General features: G+C 66.4%; 16 protein-coding genes. 6 read left to right on the plus strand and 10 right to left on the minus strand.

What is annotated here, in order from left to right; all coding sequences use genetic code 11:
• Positions 1-58 precede the first annotated feature (58 nt).
• Positions 59-3,001, plus strand: coding sequence for a M16 family metallopeptidase (locus ACOOHB_RS09460; protein ID WP_420444533.1), 2,943 nt, complete (start codon positions 59-61; stop codon positions 2,999-3,001).
• A 21-nt stretch (positions 3,002-3,022) separates the two neighbouring features.
• Here the strand turns inward: ACOOHB_RS09460 and ACOOHB_RS09465 are convergent, their stop codons facing one another.
• The 3 genes from ACOOHB_RS09465 to ACOOHB_RS09475 are packed head-to-tail and all read right to left on the minus strand — an operon-like array spanning position 3,023 to position 5,436.
• A complete protein-coding gene (locus tag ACOOHB_RS09465; RefSeq protein ID WP_420444534.1) occupies positions 3,023-3,349 on the minus strand; it encodes a type II toxin-antitoxin system PemK/MazF family toxin in 327 nt (108 codons plus the stop codon).
• Entirely contained in the window at positions 3,346-3,567 is a 222-nt protein-coding gene (locus ACOOHB_RS09470) for an antitoxin MazE family protein (protein WP_420444535.1), read from the minus strand. Before ACOOHB_RS09470 ends, ACOOHB_RS09465 begins: the two co-directional genes overlap by 4 nt.
• 60 nt (positions 3,568-3,627) lie before the next feature.
• Positions 3,628-5,436 carry a hypothetical protein gene (locus ACOOHB_RS09475; protein ID WP_420444536.1) on the minus strand — a complete coding sequence of 603 codons (1,809 nt, stop codon included), beginning with the start codon at positions 5,434-5,436 and terminating at the stop codon, positions 3,628-3,630.
• An 84-nt stretch (positions 5,437-5,520) separates the two neighbouring features.
• On the opposite strand from ACOOHB_RS09475, the gene ACOOHB_RS09480 reads away from it, so the two are divergent.
• The 4 genes from ACOOHB_RS09480 (at position 5,521) to ACOOHB_RS09495 (ending at position 9,517) form a co-directional block, all read left to right on the plus strand.
• Positions 5,521-6,438 (plus strand): DapH/DapD/GlmU-related protein, encoded by a 918-nt coding sequence (locus tag ACOOHB_RS09480; RefSeq protein WP_420444537.1) that lies wholly within the window; start codon positions 5,521-5,523, stop codon positions 6,436-6,438.
• A 141-nt stretch (positions 6,439-6,579) separates the two neighbouring features.
• The gene (locus ACOOHB_RS09485; protein WP_420444538.1) at positions 6,580-7,779 is read left to right on the plus strand and encodes a Fic family protein; all 1,200 of its coding nucleotides are present in this window, start codon (positions 6,580-6,582) and stop codon (positions 7,777-7,779) included.
• A gap of 175 nt (positions 7,780-7,954) precedes the next feature.
• Positions 7,955-9,145, plus strand: coding sequence for an amidohydrolase family protein (locus tag ACOOHB_RS09490; RefSeq protein WP_420444539.1), 1,191 nt, complete (start codon positions 7,955-7,957; stop codon positions 9,143-9,145).
• Between the two features lie 36 nt (positions 9,146-9,181).
• Positions 9,182-9,517 (plus strand): DUF7508 domain-containing protein, encoded by a 336-nt coding sequence (locus ACOOHB_RS09495; RefSeq protein ID WP_420444540.1) that lies wholly within the window; start codon positions 9,182-9,184, stop codon positions 9,515-9,517.
• Between the two features lie 167 nt (positions 9,518-9,684).
• On the opposite strand, the gene ACOOHB_RS09500 is transcribed toward ACOOHB_RS09495, so the two are convergent.
• From ACOOHB_RS09500 to ACOOHB_RS09530, 7 genes are all read right to left on the minus strand, one after another.
• Positions 9,685-10,197 (minus strand): CoA transferase, encoded by a 513-nt coding sequence (locus ACOOHB_RS09500; protein WP_420444541.1) that lies wholly within the window; start codon positions 10,195-10,197, stop codon positions 9,685-9,687.
• Entirely contained in the window at positions 10,194-11,360 is a 1,167-nt protein-coding gene (locus ACOOHB_RS09505; protein WP_420444542.1) for an acyl-CoA dehydrogenase family protein, read from the minus strand. Before ACOOHB_RS09505 ends, ACOOHB_RS09500 begins: the two co-directional genes overlap by 4 nt.
• Positions 11,361-11,491: 131 nt before the next feature.
• Positions 11,492-12,445, minus strand: a complete 954-nt coding sequence (locus ACOOHB_RS09510) for a hypothetical protein (RefSeq protein ID WP_420444543.1) — start codon at positions 12,443-12,445, stop codon at positions 11,492-11,494.
• A 20-nt stretch (positions 12,446-12,465) separates the two neighbouring features.
• A complete protein-coding gene (locus tag ACOOHB_RS09515; RefSeq protein ID WP_420444544.1) occupies positions 12,466-13,590 on the minus strand; it encodes a RidA family protein in 1,125 nt (374 codons plus the stop codon).
• 162 nt (positions 13,591-13,752) lie between these two features.
• Positions 13,753-14,541 carry an enoyl-CoA hydratase/isomerase family protein gene (locus ACOOHB_RS09520; protein WP_420444545.1) on the minus strand — a complete coding sequence of 263 codons (789 nt, stop codon included), beginning with the start codon at positions 14,539-14,541 and terminating at the stop codon, positions 13,753-13,755.
• Positions 14,542-14,607: 66 nt separating this feature from the next.
• Positions 14,608-15,594 (minus strand): LLM class F420-dependent oxidoreductase, encoded by a 987-nt coding sequence (locus tag ACOOHB_RS09525; RefSeq protein WP_420444546.1) that lies wholly within the window; start codon positions 15,592-15,594, stop codon positions 14,608-14,610.
• 89 nt (positions 15,595-15,683) lie between these two features.
• Positions 15,684-17,675 carry an HNH endonuclease gene (locus tag ACOOHB_RS09530; RefSeq protein WP_420444547.1) on the minus strand — a complete coding sequence of 664 codons (1,992 nt, stop codon included), beginning with the start codon at positions 17,673-17,675 and terminating at the stop codon, positions 15,684-15,686.
• Here ACOOHB_RS09530 and ACOOHB_RS09535 point away from each other — a divergent pair.
• Entirely contained in the window at positions 17,674-17,868 is a 195-nt protein-coding gene (locus ACOOHB_RS09535; RefSeq protein WP_420444548.1) for a hypothetical protein, read from the plus strand. The genes ACOOHB_RS09530 and ACOOHB_RS09535 overlap by 2 nt on opposite strands.
• Positions 17,869-17,935: the final 67 nt, after the last annotated feature.

The following is a 17,935-nucleotide window of genomic DNA, read 5'->3' on the forward strand; positions in this document are numbered from 1 at the left end:
CGCCTCACGCGAAGGCAGGCCAGAATGGCCGATCGGCGTGCGGAGGGACAGGGGAAGCGTGAAGCTGCTGCGGCGAGAACCCCGCCATCTCACGCGAACGCTCGGCGCCGCCGTTGCCACGGCCATCGTGCTTGCCTCATGCTCAACGGCTGTCGACGAGCCGGCGGACATCGGAACTCCGCTCGAAACACCGCTCGCGCTGCCCGCCGATGCCAGCCCCATCGTGGCGGCGGCCCACGACTGCCTCGAGAACGGAGCGACGCACGAGCTACTGCCGCCCGACGATGACACGATCCTGCGCACGCTGGAGAACGGCCTGACCTACTACGTCAGGCCGAACGACGCACCGGCGGGGCACCTGGACCTGCGCCTCGTTGTACGAGCCGGCGGGGCGCATGATCCCGTCGGCGCCGAGGGCACCGCGCACTTTGTCGAGCACATGCTCTTCAACGGCACCGAGTCATTCCCTCGAAACGAATTGAACGAGGCGCTCCGCGACATTGGGCTGGAGCTGGGTCCCGACGAGAACGCGTACACCACCTACGACTCAACCGTCTATTTCATGTCGATCACGACAAGTGGCACTGAGCATCTCATCGACAAGCTGGACGTCCCATTCGAGATCTTGAGCGAGTGGGCCACCTCGGCGACCATCCTTCCCGACGACGTGAACGCCGAACGGGGGATCGTGCGCAACGAGCTCGATCTGCGCGCCGGCAGCGCCGAAGGCCATGTGCGTCAGGCGATCGAGGACCTCATGTTCATCGGGACGCCCTTCGAGGCTGGACGTATCGGCGGCACGCACGCATCACTCAGCGCAATCACTCCGGGTCACCTTCTCGATTTCTACGCCACGTCGTACGTACCGCAGAACATGGCGGTCATCGCCGTCGGGGATCTTGACGAGTCGGAGCTGCAAGACCTCGTCGAGCGCCACTTCGAGCGCTTGCCGTCGGGCCGACCGGTCCCAGCGTCGCAGCGTTGGCCAGCGTCGATTGCCCAGGTTCCTCAGTTCACCCACGCTGTGCATGCCGACGTGGGCGTCCCCTACGTCTCGATCAACTGGCAGACGCCGGCGTGGCGCCGGGGCACCGCATGCGGGGAGAGATTCCGGATCTTCGATCAGATCATTCACCGCATGCTCGATGCGCGCCTGTCTCGAGCACACGAAACCGGAACGCTCTCCCAGGCGAACGCGCCCGGTGTCGACCTGATGAACCCTGCGGCCCGAGTGCAGTACCACACGGCCGACGTTCAGGGTTCAGACCTGGCTCGGTCGACTGCCGATTTCTGGTCGGTCGTGCGCGGTACCGAGATGCACCCGTTCACCCGCGCCGAGCTAGAGCGAGCCGAAGCCAGCGTTCGTGCAGGAATCGAACGCGAAACCGAAGGGGTCACGTGGCGGCACGATTCCAGCTACGAGGCAGACTTCACCGACCACTTCGTGCGGGGTGCCGACTTACGCGCTGCGGCTGACCGCTTGTCCAGCGCGACTGAGGTCCTCGACTCGATCTCCGCAGCAGAACTCAACGACTACCACCGGTGGGTCATGAGCCGAGTGGCCCCGATCGTCGTCGCTGCAGGTTCCGATGAGGCGAATCTGCCGCCGATCGGTGAACTCGAGTCCGCGATTGGAGCTGTCGCTCCCGCGGCGCCGCTGCCAGTGGACGAGACGGCGACCGCGTTCATGGATGCGCCGAATCCCGTTCCTCCGACCGGCTCTCAGACCATCGACATTGACGCATACGGCGGAACCACCGTGCGTCAATGGAGGTTCGCCAACGGCGCCCGCGTCGTGTTCGACGATGTTGGCTACGGCGGAGATTCCGTCCACGTCATGATCGAATCGCACGGCGGCACGTCGCTGCTGGACCCGGCTGATGCAGCCCTCGCAGCGTTTGCGCTCCAGGCAGTCGCCGCCAGCGGACTTGGCGACTTGTCGGCGTTTCAGGTGGCCGACTTGGTCGAGCAGTCCGGCATCATGCTGACACCGTTTGTCGAGCACACCACCGAGGGCTTTCTCGGCCAAGTCGAAAACTCCGGGCTCGAGGCGCTCTTCGCATACGTGCATCTGCTGCTCACCGAACCGCGGGTCAGCGAAGGGCCGGCTCGCGCCGCCCAACAGAACGCTCGCAACGCAGCAGCGGAAGCAGAATCGTCAGCGGTGCGTGTAGCGCAGGCGGCCTATGCCACGGCGCGCTTCGGCGACAGCGAGTACTTCTGGCCGCTTCCGGCAGCGGACCAGATCGACATGATGACGGCGGACAGGCTGCTGGGGCTCTACACCGAGCGCTTCGTGGGTGTCGACGACCTGACACTTGCGATCGTGGGAGACGTTCCTTCCGACGACGTCGCAGATCTTGCCGCTCGTTACATCGGCTCGCTGCCCACCCGCCCCGCCGATGCCGGGGTCGACCGAAGACCGCCGCATCCGCAGGGCGTGCGACGGATCGAAGTTCACGCCGATACTGCTGCCGAATCGGGACTCGACTACTACTTCGAACTGCCTCGGTCCGTGAGCCCAGAGCTTGTCGCGACGGCCGATGTCCTCGCCGCAACGCTGAACGAACATCTCGTTCAGCGCGTTCGCGAAGACCTCGGACAGACCTACTCAGTTCAGGTATTCATCGTTCCTCTGTACGAGCCGGAACCGAGACTGTGGTCATACATATCTGCGTCCGGCCCTGGTGACGCGCTCCCCGAGATTGAACGGCGGATCCACGAGACCATCGAGCATGTCTCGACGGCTGGCCCGAGTGCGTCGGACCTCGATCAAGCGATCAGCATCGTGACGAACGACGCACACTTCGGCGGCCGTTTGTGGCGCCCGTACCTGCTGCAGATGCGACGGGTCGTCGGCGATGAGAACTTGCCCACCGCGTCGCGCATCGAACGGGCTGCCACAAACGTCACCGCCTCGGATGTGCGGGACTTGGCGCGCTCGCTGTTCGGCAGCGGCCAGCGAATCGAGATCGTCCGGGTCCCACCAGCGGCGAATTGACGCTGCGGCTCCGGCAGTAGCTCAGGCCAGCCCTATGAAGACCACAAGGGCACGCCCGAGCTTGGTCATGTCCTGATCGGCGAGGCGGCCGACGTGTTGGCCGAGCCGAGTTCTCGGCACCGTCGTGATCTTGTCCACCATCAGGCTCGACGGCTGGTTGAGGCCATTCGAGTCGTCGGGCTCGACGGGCAGCCGGATGAGCGGCGCCTCGGTCGGGTCGGTCGTGAAGGCACAGACCGCCACCGAGGCGGTTGAGTCGAAGTGATTGTCTTGAATGATGACTACGGGCCTGGGCTTACCCGCGTATCCGCTCCCGCCCGCCGCAGTCCAGATGTCGCCGCGATTCATACGTCGAGATCGGACACGGCGTCGATGAACGCCTGATCCTCTGCCTCGTGAGGGCTCCGCGCGACTGCCGCGGACTGCCTTCGTGCCTCTGCGGCAAACCCGGGGCGACGCGTGTCCGCCACCCACACTTGGACAGGGCGCAGACCCTGCCTGCGCATGCGCTTGCGGTGCTTGCTGACGCGAGCGGCGATCGGGGATGTGTCCGGCTGCTCCTCCATGACCCCAGCCTATTCGCTCGGCGTTACATGTAACAGGTAAATTTCGAGAGGACGCCGATCTCAGGGAACTCGGGCGATGAACCAGTGGTGCTCCGCTTGTGCGAATGCTCCTGCCTCTGCGCTGTCGTCGTTGGGAGGGCGCTGCGGCGGGACGAACCGACGTGTCAATGCGACCACGTAGTCGTCGCCGACGGCGAGGCTGATGTCCGTTCCCGCCTCGCACTGATTGAAAGCACTGGCGATCGATTCCCAGCCCCAGTCGACACCGTCGGCAGACCATCCAATCCACTCCCTGAACTCGGGAAACGGGCCCGCCCACCAGCGTGCCTGCGTCGAGAACACGTTGGGTCTTCCAGACGTCCACCAACATCGGCCGAACAGCTGCTCGAGATCGGTGGCGGTGAACCTCACGAGTTCGTCGGCGTTGTGATCCTCGAAGACAAGCTGGTACGACTTGCCGGTTCCGACCTGCCGGGCGCCCTCGGGTGCCTCGGTCCTCCTGCCGGCGAACTCGTAGACGGCGGCGTCTCTGCCGAGATCCCACAGCGTCAGTCCCCCATCAGGTTCGTCGTAGCGCAACTCGTACCCGTCCTTGGCGATCCGACCCGAGCGTGCGTACGACCAGCGGTCCGGCATCCGCGGCCACGCCACAGCCGCAAGGCCCGCATCCCCGACGGCCAGCGGCTCGATCCGGCCAATGCCCGCGAACCGAGACGTCTCCTGCGACAATCCGCTGCCGCTGTCGGCATTGAGGCTCACCCACCGACCGTCTGATGCGCTCCATGCCGACCAGACCACGCCTGATGCGTCGACCATTGAGGACTCGCGACGGGAGCTGTCGGTGTACTGGCTGAGCGGGTCGGCACGCCAGGTGTGACCATCCGCGGACGAGAGCCGGCTGGGGTCATCGAGGGTGACGATGAGGATGACGCCGTCCCAATCTGGTCCCCTCGGCGCTCGCGGCTGCGGCGAAACATGCGACCAGTCATCGAGCAGCAGCACGAAACCCTCGTCGGTCCATTTGCCTGCGGCATCCGACCCGCCGAAAGCCCCCACCCAGTCGAGCGTCGCGTCGTAGCCGGCAAACAGATGGATGTGCGCATCGCTCTCAACGTTCAGGACGACCTCCACCTGCGAGGGCGTCAGTCCGAGATCGACGTAGGAGAGTGTGACCTCGGCCTCATCGGCGGCTCCGTCAACAGGCTCAATGTCCCTGAACGAGACCGTGAGCGATTCGTCGTCCGGTTGCCAATACGTCATGTGCGTGCCGTCGGGTATCCGGCCCTGGTCGCCGAGGAGCGATTCGAGGTCGAAGCCGGAATAGGTCAGGACGGCTACGACCGTCTGATCTCCTGACGTGAGCGCCTCGACCACCCGCATCGAACGGATCGCGTACTGCGGCAGCGGTTCATCAGGCAACGAGTCGAGCGATGCCTCGATCCAGGACGCCCCACGATCGTCGGTGAAGAAGACCTGCCCGAAGACACCCGCGCCGTCGTGCCGGCCCGGCGGCGCGCCGGTCAGCACCCAGCGAACACCGTGCGCATCGATCGCCAACGGCGCGATGCCGTCGGGCAGCGGCAGCGCCGACCACACCTCGCCATCGTCGGTGACGCGGGCAGCGAACCCCCCGTCAGACATGCCGCCGACGGCCACGACGCGCCCGTCGCTCGTGGACTGCAGCGACATGGCGAAGTCGAATCCGAGGTCCATTTCGGACCATTGCAGTGCTGGCCCAGTGGACAGATCTGCCGGCTCGACGATGTCTGTGCCGCCGCTGCCACATGCGCCCAGGCTGGCGGCCACAATTGCTCCCACCGCAAGAACGAGGACCCGCAGGCATCGATGCGCAGTGTTGCGGCGACTCACCAAGCCGATGGTAGGTACTTGCCTGGCTGGCGCTGCGGCGGAATACGGCGACGGGTTTGCGGCTTGCGATGGCAGGATGCGGCCATGAGCATCTCGGGCAGCATCAGCGCCGTTGGGCATAGCTATCTGGACGTCGCATCGGGCACGCGGCTTGACGCCTGGTTCCCTGCAGGAGCCAGCGCCGATGCGCCGCCGGCCCGGTCATGCCTGGCGGTTGAACTCGGCGTCAATGTCGGCGAGACCGTGACCGTCACCATCGCTGACCTTGCCGCTCCGCCCGCCGACCTCGCTGACGCTTACCTTCGACTGCACCTGCTGAGCCGCCGCGAGATCGGGCCGCACGAGGCAAACCTCGACGGAGTGTTCGGCCTGCTCACCAACTGCGCGTGGACCAGCGCGGGGCCCGTACTGCCCGAGCGAGTCGACGCACTTCGCACGGCTGCCGCAGGTGTCGGCCAACCGGTCACGGTCACGGCTGTCGACAAGATTCCTCGCATGGTCGACTACGTGATCCCGTCAGGCGTCCGCATTGCCGACGCCGACCGGGTGCGGCTGGGTGCCTACCTGGCGGACGGCACCACGGTCATGCACGAGGGGTTCGTCAACTTCAACGCCGGCACGCTGGGTCCCGCCATGGTCGAGGGGCGTATCTCCGCGGGCGTGGTCGTGGGGGCGCATTCGGACCTCGGCGGCAGCGCGTCCACCATGGGAACCCTGTCGGGCGGCGGCAAGGAGATCGTGTCGATCGGCGAATACTGCCTGCTGGGCGCCAACTCCGGCATTGGCATCGCCCTCGGCGACTACTGCACCGTTGAAGCCGGCCTGTACGTCACCGCGGGCAGCCGCATCACGCTTCCCGACGGCTCAGTCGTGAAGGGCCGAGACATCTCAGGCCGCTCAGGCATGCTGCTCATCCGCAACAGCACCAGCGGCGCAATCGAGATGCGCGTCGCCGACCCCTCCCGCTGGGAAGGCATCAATCCCGAACTCCACAAGAACTGACCGGCTGCGGCCATTGGGATGTCAGTCGGTCATCACTGCTGACAACATGTGGGTCAACTACATGGACAATTCTAGTAGTAGTTAGTGAATTCTTCCTAGCTACACTGCATCGATGAGCACGGCCCCTAAGTCATCGATTCAGTGAAAAGTAGCGACAGCGACCGCGAATACATCGGTATGCATCCGTGGATCGACTTCGATGCGAGTGTCGCGAGCCGCCTCGGTGCTCGCTCGTGGATGAAGATCGGCGAGGCCTACGCGCGGTGTGCGGAATTGTCGGGAACGCCGCTCACGCCAGCCGTCGCTGAAGCCCTTCACCAACACGCACGCGTTCGCGGAGCCCAAGCGACCGTCGCCATCGAAGGCAGCACACTGACCGTTGAGCAAGTCGAGGGCATCCACGCCGGCACCTTCTCGGCGCCCGAGTCACGCGCGTACCAAGAACGCGAAGTGCGCAACGTCCTCGAAGCGTTCGGTCGACTTGACGACTTGGTTTTGGAAGACAGCGGGCTCCGGCTCAGTGCCGAATTGATCTGCGAGATGAACCGCTGGGTGCTCGAAGGCGTCGATCCCGACGCCGCGTCATCGCCGGGCGCCATCCGCACCCATTCAGTTGTCGTGGGCCCCTACGTCGGCCCGCCCGCACGGGACTGCTGGTACCTGCTCGAGCGGTTGGCCGAGTGGCTCGGCGGCGAGGACTTTCGACCCGAGCCCGGACACGTCGATGAACAGCGGGATGCCTTCGCACTTACCGTCATGAGCGCCTTGCTCGCACACCTGTACATCGCATGGATCCACCCCTTCGCTGACGGCAACGGGCGCACAGCCAGGCTGCTTGAGTACCTGATCCTCGCTCGTTCGGGAATGGTCCCTCTCGCTGCGGCCAACCTGATGGCCAACCACTTCAACCTCACCCGGGACAGGTACTACGTGCGGCTCACTGCGGCCAGCCGCGAACGAGATGTCCTCGGTTTCCTGGCCTACGGCATCGAAGGGCTCGTCGACGGCCTTGTCGACCACTCGACGGCAGTGCGGGCACAGCATCTCCGCCTTACATGGCAGAGCTACGTCGCAGAGACGATGTCGACGTTCCCGACGAGCCCCGCTTCGGAGCGCCAGCACGCTCTCGTGATGGCGTTGCAGCCAGCTACCTCGGTACCTCGGGCCGACGTGGCCGGGCTGACACCGCAACTGGCTCAGATGTACGCACGCACGGGGCCGCGCACCCTCGCCCGCGACTTGAATCGTCTCAAAGGCGCTGGCCTGATCGAGATCGACGGTGGCGGAGTGCGTCCTCGAATCGATCTCATGTCAGCGTTCCTGCTACCGACATCGAACTGAGTGACAAGGGTCGGAACCGCTCCGTATGGCGTGCTCGGGAGGTCCGCATCGGCTGACGGACCTCACCAACACTGAGAATCTGGGTGTCGGAACCGCGCCGTTTGGCGAGCCCGGGAGCGGCATTGGCCGGGCCGGTATTGTCGGGCGCGCCGCAGGGGAATCAGGGAGAACTGCCATGGCTTACGTCGAGGACCGGATCATCCACGACGCGGATGCACACACCATGGAGCCGCCGGAGTGGCTGGAGCCGTTCGCCTCGGCCGAGGTGATCCGCTACGCGCTCGACCATTTCTCCATCGGCGACAACGAGGGCGACAACGAGAAGGCTCTCGCCGACATCGAGAAAGCCCGAGCTCGCCAGGCCGACCCCGAGTTCCGTGCCGGGGCCGCCGCCGAGGTGATGCTGCGCAAGAACTACCTGGCGCCCGGTGCCTGGGATCCCGCCGATCGCTCCCAAGCGCTCGACGATCTGGGGTTCTCCAGCCAACTCATCTTCCCCTCCATGCCAAACACGCTCATCGAAGAGATGGAGCACCAAGCCGAACCCGATCTCACCTACGCCACGGCAACGGCGGCAAACCGTGCCCAGATCGCGTTCTGCTCGGGCGATCCGCGCCTGCTCCCGGTGTGCTTCGTGCCGCTGCAGTCGATCGAGCATGCGGGCCCGCACGCACGCCAGGCCATCAACGACGGCGCCGCGGCGCTGCTCATCCCGAACCGGATGCCCAAGCACCACGCCCACAGCCACGTGGGTTTCGACCCGGTCTGGGCTGCGGCCCAGGAAGCCGGCATCCCGGTCGTGATGCATGTCGGCATCCCCGACCTGGTGATGCCGCCGCAGCATCGCAACAACGGACTGCCACCCGAGCCCGACTTCCATGGCGGCGGCGAGAACTTCCGCTCCGTGTCGTACATGGCGATCTGCGCCGCCCCGCTCCAAGCGCTCTCGATGCTGATCTTCGACGGGGTGCTGGAGCGATTTCCTGCGTTGAAGATCGGCGTGATCGAACTGGGCGCAGTATGGCTGCCCGGTTTCCTGCGTCAGCTCGAGGCCGCGTTTGACGCCTTCGAACGACACGAGCAGCGCTTGGGCAAGCTCAGCATTCGCCCTTCGGACTACGTGCGGCGCCAAGTGCGGGTCACTCCATATCCCACCGAACCCACTGGCTGGATCATCGAGAACTCAGATCCCGAGATCTGCATGTTCAGCTCCGACTTCCCCCACGTGGAGGGCGGCCGCAATCCACTGCGCCGTTTCGACCGCGAAGTGGCGCACCTGCCCGCCGATGTCCAGGAGCGCTTCTTCCGGCTGAACTTCGAGGATCTCATGGGCACGGCTGCTTACGTGCCGGCCGCTGCGGCCTAGCGGTCGGGCAGCCGGCAGGACACGCAGGGATCAGCGATGGGAATCCGGCTCGACAAGCCTTGGCGGCGACTCGACGACGAGGCAATCGAAGCGCTGCCCGCGCAGCTGGGCGTGTACCACGTGGCCGACGCAGGTGGCACGGTGCTGTCAGTCGGCTTTGCCGGTGCCCGTGAGCCGTTCGGAATTCAGTCTGCGCTCCGTCGCGAACTCAACGAGCTTGACTCTGCTGCCACACAGTTCCGGTGCGAGTTCACGTCGAACTACCGCAGTCGATGGGATGAGCTGCTGATGCTGCACCTCGCCGACTACGGCGAGCTGCCCGAGCCCCAGCGCGACCAGGCCAGCCGGGTCGGCCGTCTCAGCCCTGCCTGAGGTGCGCCCCAGGACTGGTCGGGCAGGCGCTGGTTAGGCAGGCGCTGGTCAGAGAGGCGCTGGTCAGATCACGCCGTCGGCGGCCAGCTCATCCACTTCGTCCATCCGATCTGCTCGATCCCCATTGCGGCGATAGCGCTCATCGCCAACCAGATCCGCTCGTCCGATCACTTCGAGCACCGAGCGCCAGTGGCGGTCGGAGGCTGATCGGGAAAGCCGGTGATGCTCATCGAGCCCATGTGTGCCTGAACCGTCAGGTCCATGGCTGTTCGCTGCGAATCCGGTCCGTCGAGGCCATAGCCGCTGGCCTGCGCGAACACGAGACGCGGGTTGGTTTCCCACAGGGTGGATGCGTCGATGCCTAGCCGTTCGGGCACACCCGGAGCGAAGTTGCACAGGACCGCGTCGGCGGCCGTTGCGAGCTGCAGGAACAACTCGCGGCCACGAGGCGACTTGAGATTGAGCGAAACGGCCTCCTTGGCGGAATTGAGCATGGCGTAGGGCAGCGAATGGAGACGCGACCGCAGCGCCTCCCCGCGCACGGGCTCCACCTTGATGACCCGAGCGCCGGACATCGCCAGCAGGAACCCGGCGTACGGCCCTTGGTAGATCTGCCCGAGGTCCAACACCGTGATGCCGTCGAGGGGCAGCGGGCGGGATACCGCGTCTGCCTCTGTCACTTGAAGCTGCCGCCGAGGATGTCGCGGGCCATGATCAGCCGCTGCACCTCGCTGGGGCCTTCGCCGATCCGGCGGATGCGCAGCTCCCTGTACCAGCGCTCAAGCGGCAGGTCCTTGGTGACGCCGATGCCGCCGTGGATCTGGATGCAGCGATCCACCACCCGGCCCGCAGCCTCGGAGGCGACGAGCTTCGCCATGGCCGCTTCAGTGCGGAAGCGCTCGCCCCGATCGGCCTTTTGGGCCGCTTCGAGCACGCACCAGCGCCCGTGGCGGATGTCGATCTCGTTGTCCACGATCATCCACTGGATCGCCTGCTTCTCGGCCAGCACCGAGCCGAACGTCTCTCGGCTGCGTGCCCAGTCGATCGCCATTTCCTGCGCCACGATTGCCGGACCCAGGCAGCCGGCCGCATACGGGATGCGCTGGCGGCTCAGCCGGTCGTTGGCGATGCCGAAACCGCCGTTCACCTCCCCGAGCACCTGGTTTTCGGGTACCCGCATGTCGACGAACTCCAGCTCAGTGGCATAGCGAGTGGCCCGCAGCGTGTGAACCACACGGCGTACGTTGAACCCGGGCGTGTCGGTGTCGACGATGAAGGCTGTCACGCCGTTGCGCCCTGGGTCATCTGACGTCCGGGCGAACAGCAGCGCGAAGTCAGCCTTGTCGGCTCCGGAAATGAACAGCTTCGAGCCGTTCAGCACCCATTCGTCGCCGTCCTTGAAGCCCCGGGTGCGGATGGCTCGACCCGGATCAGAGCCACCTGACGGTTCGGTGAGGGCAAAACAGGCCGTCTTTTCACCACGCAAGTTCGGGTACAGCCACCGTTCCTTCTGCTCATCGGTGGCCTCGTAGAGCTGCGCCAGTCCTGCGCCGCCGAACACGCCGTAGCACGGGTTGTAGAGCCCTGCCCGGTGCTTGGACATCTCGATGGCCATGAGGGCCCGGGTGGTGGTGTCGAGGCCCGGTCCGCCGTATTCGGCGGGAATGTCGAGCCCGTAGAAGCCCATGTCGCGGGTCATCTGCGTCAGCCGGGCGGCATCATCGGGAGCCAGTTCGCCAGCGTCGGGATCAAGCTCGGCTTCGAGGGGAATGATCTCGCTCTCCACAAAGCGCTGAACGGTCTCGACGATCAGCGCCTGCTCGTCACTCAAGGAGAAATCCACGCCACGCCCCCGCATCTCGATCGTTTCGTGTCGGCGCCCGATGCTAGATCTCTGACCGCAATCGAGCTTGGTCCGCCCCGATCACCTGCTGCTGGCGAGAACGCACCCCGCAGGCAGCTGCATTCCTGGCGTCAGCTGGACGACCAGGCCAGTTGGGCGAATGCGGGAGCGACAGCGATTCGGTCTCCCACGGTCACCGACAGGTCGACGCTGAAACCGGCGTCGTCGACGGTTGCGATCGTGCCGGTACACGACACCGTGTTGCCGGCGAGGACGGGGGTCCGGTTTCGGTAGGCCAGACGGGTGAGGCGGGCACCCGCTCCGGCGTAGCGCAGCACACATTCGGCCAGCAGGGCACCGAGCATCTGGCCGTCCACCAGCGGGGCCGGTGCGCCCAAGCGTTGCGCGAACGCGAGGTCGTAGTGCAGCCGGTGCCAGTCCCAGGTCGCTGCGCCGTAGGCGACCATGTCGGGCAGCTCGATGCAGCGGTGCAGCGGCGGAATCTCGGTGCCGACGTTCGGCCACTCCCCCGGTGCCAGCTGTCGGGCGTGGGGGGAGCTTGCCTCGGGTTCGCTCGCAGACGCCGTCGTCTCGGCATCGGGGGCTGCGCCTTCGGGCTGAGCGGATCCGAGCGGCCGGAAGATCATCGTCTCGGCGTTCGTCGCCAGGAGATCGTCATTGGCCGTGTAGGCGGCCTCGGCGGTGACGAACAACAGCGGTTCACCTGCCCGGTCACGCCGCTGCGTCGCATCGACGAGCGTCCACGAGGTGCGGATCACGTCGTCGAACCGGGCGGGCCGGAAGAACTGATAGTCGTTGCCGCCCCGGAACATCGCACACGGCTGCGGCAGCGGCAGTTCCCAGGTGTGGCCGAGATACGAGTCCCCGTCTGGCGCCGAGCGGCCTGTCAGCTGCGCCGATTCGCAGATGAGCGTCGGCGGCGCCTCGTCACGCCACCGCTCGGGATCAGCTCCGATGGCCAGCGCGAAGTACCGGATCGAAGCCCGGCTGAGCTGTTCCGGTGCGACGTAGGTCACGGAGGTGCCGAGCATCGCTCGCACCTCTTCGGTCAGCAGCTGTGTCATGCCCCCGGTCATGCCCCGGCTCAGGGCATCGACGCGATGGCTTCTACCTCGATCAGCCACCTGCGACTGAGCAGCCCCGACACCACCACACCGGTCGAAGCAGGGAACGGCCGCCCGAGCACACTCTGACGTACCTCACCGACAGCCCGGTAGCCGTCGACACCGTCGGGCGTCACGTACTCGACGGTCTTGACGAGATTGTCAATAGAGGTGCCCGCCATCTCGCATATGTTGGCGATCTCGCTGTACACGAACTCGGCCTGGCCGCCGATGTCGCCCTCGGCCATGGTCTCACCCGCCGACATGTTGAAGGCCGTGGTACCGGAGATGAACAGCAATCCACCGGCCTCTATTGCGGGACTGAACGTCAGTGACGAGTACACCTCGGCCTGGTAGGGCACGACCGTCTTGGGGTGGGCGGATGCCCAGACGTCAAGCGCGACAAGCGCATCGGGATGGGGCAGTTCGGGCATCAGCAACCCGGTCGACGACGGGAATTGCGGTCCAAGAAGCCGCCGACGCGCCTCGCCAGTGTCGTTGTACTGGCGGCGGGTAGCCGGTGTGGTCTGCTGGACCACACGCACCACATGGGACAGATCCATCCCGTGACGCTCGAGCCGCCGTCCGGCCTCTTCGAGCGCCCATTCGCACTGGCCGACGAAGTCGCCGGGCAGCACCACATTGCCGTCGTCGTCGACCGGGATGACCTGCGGAATGTGGACAAGGCCGTCAACTTGGCCGGCCACGACCTCTACCTCGACCAGTGCCTCGGGCCGCACCAACGCTTCCACGATGAACGTCGAGGGCCGCACGCCGCCGACCGCCGAGCCCAGGCTGTAAGGACGTTCGCCTGCGATCGCATCACGCTCAGGTGCGCCGGCCACCGTGATGTACTCGGTGACCTCGGTGCACGCACTGATATCTCGACCGGCCGCGTCGAGCACGGCTTCCACCTTGGCCCAGCACACACTGGCCTGTTCGGCCCCATCGCCGCGCACCGTGACCCGGCCCGTCTCGGCGTCGTACGCACCCGCAGTCTGGCCCGCCAGCCACGCGGCACCTGCGGCCTCGATGCCCTGTGAGAACGAATAGCGACTGGTGTCCAGCCAAGGGAATGGCTCCGGGGCGATCTCCCTCCGGGACATGGTGTGCGCTCCTCGTGCACGTGCGACCGCGCGGCCGCTGCCGCTCGCACCTTGTCTAGTGCGCGCAAGCGTTCCGCGCTAGGACGGTCGACCCCGCACTCATGGGAGATGATGCAAGCCTGCGCCGGGATTGGCTAACAGCCCTGCTGGCTGCAGCGTGAATCAGTTGCCGGTGAAGTTGGGCGCGCGCCGCTCTACGAACGCTGCGATGCCCTCACGCCCGTCGTGGGTACGCATTGCGGCGGTGATCGTGGTGCCCTCCACCTCGCCGGCCTGTTCCAGCGGAGTGTCGAAGCCTTCGTACACGATGCGTTTGGCGTGCCCGAGCGCCCATGCCGGGCCGTCTGCGAGCGACTGGGCCAGCTCGGCGGTGGCCGAATCGACCTCGTCGTCGGGCACAACACGGTTCACGAGGCCCCACTGCTCGGCCTCGGAGGCGCTGAGCGTGCGGTTCGTGAGCGTCAGATCGAGCATGCGGCGAACGCCGATGTGGCGGGCGAGGAAATAGGTGGAGGTGCCGTCGGGGGTGACCCCGGCCCGTGTGTAGGCCATGGTGAAACGGGACGACTCGCCGGCCACCACGAGGTCGAACGCACTCACGATGGACATGCCGGCGCCGCCTGCCGCACCGCCCACGCCGGCAACGAACGGCTTGGGCACTCGGTTCATCTTGTAGATGGCACCGTGGAAGTCGACGAGCATGTCGGAGGCAAGCTTGGGCAGGCCGTCTCCCGCTGCGTAAAACTCCTTGAGATCGCCACCGGCGCAGAACACCCGGCCTTCAGCGGTGACTGACACGGCCTTCACGGCGTCGTCCCACTCGATCTCGAGCATCACCGACCGCAGTTCGCGTGAGAACTGGGGGTTCACCGCGTTAGCACCCTCGGGACGGTTGAAACGCAGGTGTGCGACTCCGTCGCGCACCTCGTAGGTAATCGTTGACAGGTCCATGGATGCTCCTCTGGTGTTTCCGCGGGTTCTGGGGAGACTACGCGGCTTCGAAGTGGGCCAACCGGCCTAGCGCCGAGCTGCTGGTGAGAGGTCGCGGGCAGCCTGGACGGGGTCGATGCCGCCGAAGGGCATGATCGAGATGGCCGAGACATCAACGCCGTTGGCGTGATAGCGGTCGATGTGCTCCCGGCACGCCTCCGGGGGGCCGTGAACAAGCAGTTCGTCGACGAGGTCATCGTCGATGACTTCGAGTGCGCCCTTGCGGTCACCCTCGGACCAGCGTTCCCACATTGCGGCTAGGAGCTCTCCCCGGCCGAGCCAGCGGTGGAACTCCGCGTAGACCGGCACGTTGAGGTACGCGGCCATCGCCCGCTTGAAGCCGGATCGGACGACGTCGGCATCAGGATTCGGACACACGAAGATGCGTGCGACGACTTCCTTGCCTTCGCCGCCCTCGTCGACGTAGGGCCGCACGGTGGCGACGTCATCTGCAGACAGCCAGTTGATGATTGCGCCGTCGCATTCGGCGCCCGCCAGCCGGAGCATGCCCGGGCGCAGGGCGGCGAGCAAGATCGGCGGCTGAATTTCGGGCGGGCGGCCCAAGCGGAAGCCTTGGATCTCGAACGTGTCGTAGGTCTCGGTCACCTTCTCGCCGGTGAGGGCCTGGCGCAGGAAGCGGGCGGTGTCACGGGTGCGCTTGAAGGGTTCGTCGAAAGGGATGCCGTTCCACCGCTCGACGATGACGTTGGAGGAGGCGCCGATGCCCATGGCGAAGCGACCCGGGGCGGCTTCGCAAATGGCAGCCGTCTGCTGGGCCAGCAGCGCCGGGCCGCGGGTGAAGGCCGGGATGATGGCGATGCCGAGGCGCACGTCGGGCACCCATTGCGATGCCAGCACCAGGGGCGTGAAGCCGTCGGTGCCGTCGGCTTCAGAGCTCCAGAACTCGGTGTAGCCGAGGTCGGCGAACTCGCGGTAGAGGTCGGCCTGAGTGTGCAGCGGCTCGCCGAAGGGAACCGTGATGCCGTAGCGCCAGTCGTGTTGATGATCGATCACGGCGCGCAGGCTAGAGGCCGCACGTGTACTGCATCTCGCCGGCGACGCCCCCGATCACGCCGAGCCTCGCCCTGCCGCGCCAGGCCCAGTCAATGAGGCGCTGCGGTCGTTGCGTCGCTGGTGTCAATGAGGTCGGTGTTGTCAGCGTCGCGGGTGGTGGCGTCCGTGGTGCCGGCGCGGGTGCCGCCAGCAGCAGTGTTGGAGCTGCCGCCGCCGCCGGTCGTAGCCGTGGTGTCGGCGGTGAGGGGCTTGGTGGCACATCGGCCGGAGGCGTCGGTGCCGCCGCCGGTCGTAGCCGTGGTGTCGGCGGTGAGGGGCTTGGTGGCACATCGGCCGGAGGCGTCGGTGCCGCCGCCGGTCGTAGCCGTGGTGTCGGCGGTGAGGGGCTTGGTGGCACATCGGCCGGAGGCGTCGGTGCCGCCGTCGGTCGTAGCCGTGGTGTCGGCGGTGTGGGGCTTGGTGGTCCATCGCCCGGTGGCGGGGTGGTGCACGAGGCGTTGTTTGTTGTTGTGGAGGGTGTTGTGGCAGTCGTCGCAGAGGGCGGCGAGGTTGGGAGTGTCGGTGGTGCCGTTGTCGGCGGCCCACTCGGCGATGTGGTGGAACTCGCAGCGGTGCATCGGTGCACGGCACAAGACACAGCCGCGGTCGCGTATCGCAACAGCGAGTTGTTGGGCGATGCTGGCGTGGCGGCAGCTGCGTCCGAGCCACAGCACTTGTCCGGGTCCGGCGAACACAGCGCCGCTGATGCGCGTGTCCGGCGACAGGTTGTCGAGGGTCTCCGGCGGGATGGGTCCGCCGCCGAGCATTTCGCAGAGTCCGTCGGGTTTGGTGCCGTCGATGACGCCGATGTCGGCGATGATGATGAGCTGGTTGGGTGCTTGTGAGGGCCGCCACCGTTCGACCGAGCGGCCCGCTGCGTCCCAGGGCACGACATCGCTGTCCCCGCGAGGTCCTGCACCGCCGACCAGGTCGCGTTCGACGTCACTGTGTCGGCCGTGTTCGACGTTGCCTTGGCCAGGGTGGCTGGCATCGCTGGGCTGGTTGTGCTTGGCGTTGCCTTGGCCAGGGTGGCTGGCATCGTCTGGAGGGCCGTGGTTGGCGTTGCCTTGGCCAGGGTGGCTGGCATCGCCGCTGTGGCCTGGTGCGGGCTCGTTGTTGCGGCCGTGGCTGTCTTCGCTCGGTGATGGGCGGGCGGGTTTGCCAGCGCTAGCGGCGGGGTGGCCGATGGTCGCCAGGGCGTTTCGGTTGGTGAGCATCTCGAACACGCTGTCGGCGCGGCGCTGACGGTTGTCTCGGATCTGGTCGGGTGTGCCGTCGCGTCCGCCGTCTTGGCGCCACAGGGCGTCGTTGTAGTTCTCGACTGCTTGGAGCACCAGTGCGTAGCTGACCGGGTCGAACCGGGCGTTGAGCACCCCCATGCCGGTGGACTCGTCGATGAACATTGCAGCGCTGCGGTCGCGGCGCTGGCGATCCAGCACCGTGCGCGCCCCATCGGGATCGTGGCGGGCCGCGAACTCGCGTGCGTCGCGGCGCAACACCTCGGGCGAAACTTCCCCAGCAGCCTCGAGCAGCTCGACGGCGTTGTCGACGGCTTCGGGGCTGGTTCTGCGGGCGGTGTCGGCGAGCACTTCGGCGTGCTCCTTGGTGAGCTCTCCCAAAGCGAGGCCCCGTGCCACGTTGGGCATCTGCGCGACCTGCTCGCTGGCCTCGACAGTGCGCTTCGCGTTGCGGCTGCTCAGCCGAGCCTGGTCGCGCAGCGCCGTGCGGCCAGCACCCGCACGGAAGGCTTCCAGCGCAGCGGTGGCGTTCAGCAGCAGCGCCTCGGCCGCCGAACACAACCGCCCAGCAGCGGCGATGACCCGCTCGAGCGTGTCGCTGCTCGCATCGCCCAGCGGCACCCTCGACGCCCCAGCGACCACATCACGAGCCCCGCACACCACCGACAACACCGACTCACCCGGAGACACCGGCCCGACCCGAGACGATGACACCGGCGACACAGCCCCAGCGACGTCGCCCAGTGGCGTCGAACCGTCTGGCATTCCTCCTGCCAGTTCGCCGAGAATGTCCGAGTGCTTCATGAAACATACTGTAAACAGACGGTGTTACACGAAAGCTTCGACGCTGGCCCGGGCGCTGACCCACTTCGACATCCATCCCCTCGACGAGCCGGCCACCGTCGGACGCAGACTTGCCGATTCCGAAACCTCCGACATCGTCGGCGCCCACCTCGCCGCAGTCGCAACGAGCCGGGGCAGGTTCGTTCTCACCTGAGACAACGAAGACATGTCAAGACTGAACGCGCGCTGTGAGCTCGACTGACTGCGCGAGGTCTCTTCTG

Source organism: Candidatus Poriferisodalis sp. (genome assembly GCF_965215815.1).
In the GTDB taxonomy this organism is placed as follows: domain Bacteria; phylum Actinomycetota; class Acidimicrobiia; order Acidimicrobiales; family Poriferisodalaceae; genus Poriferisodalis.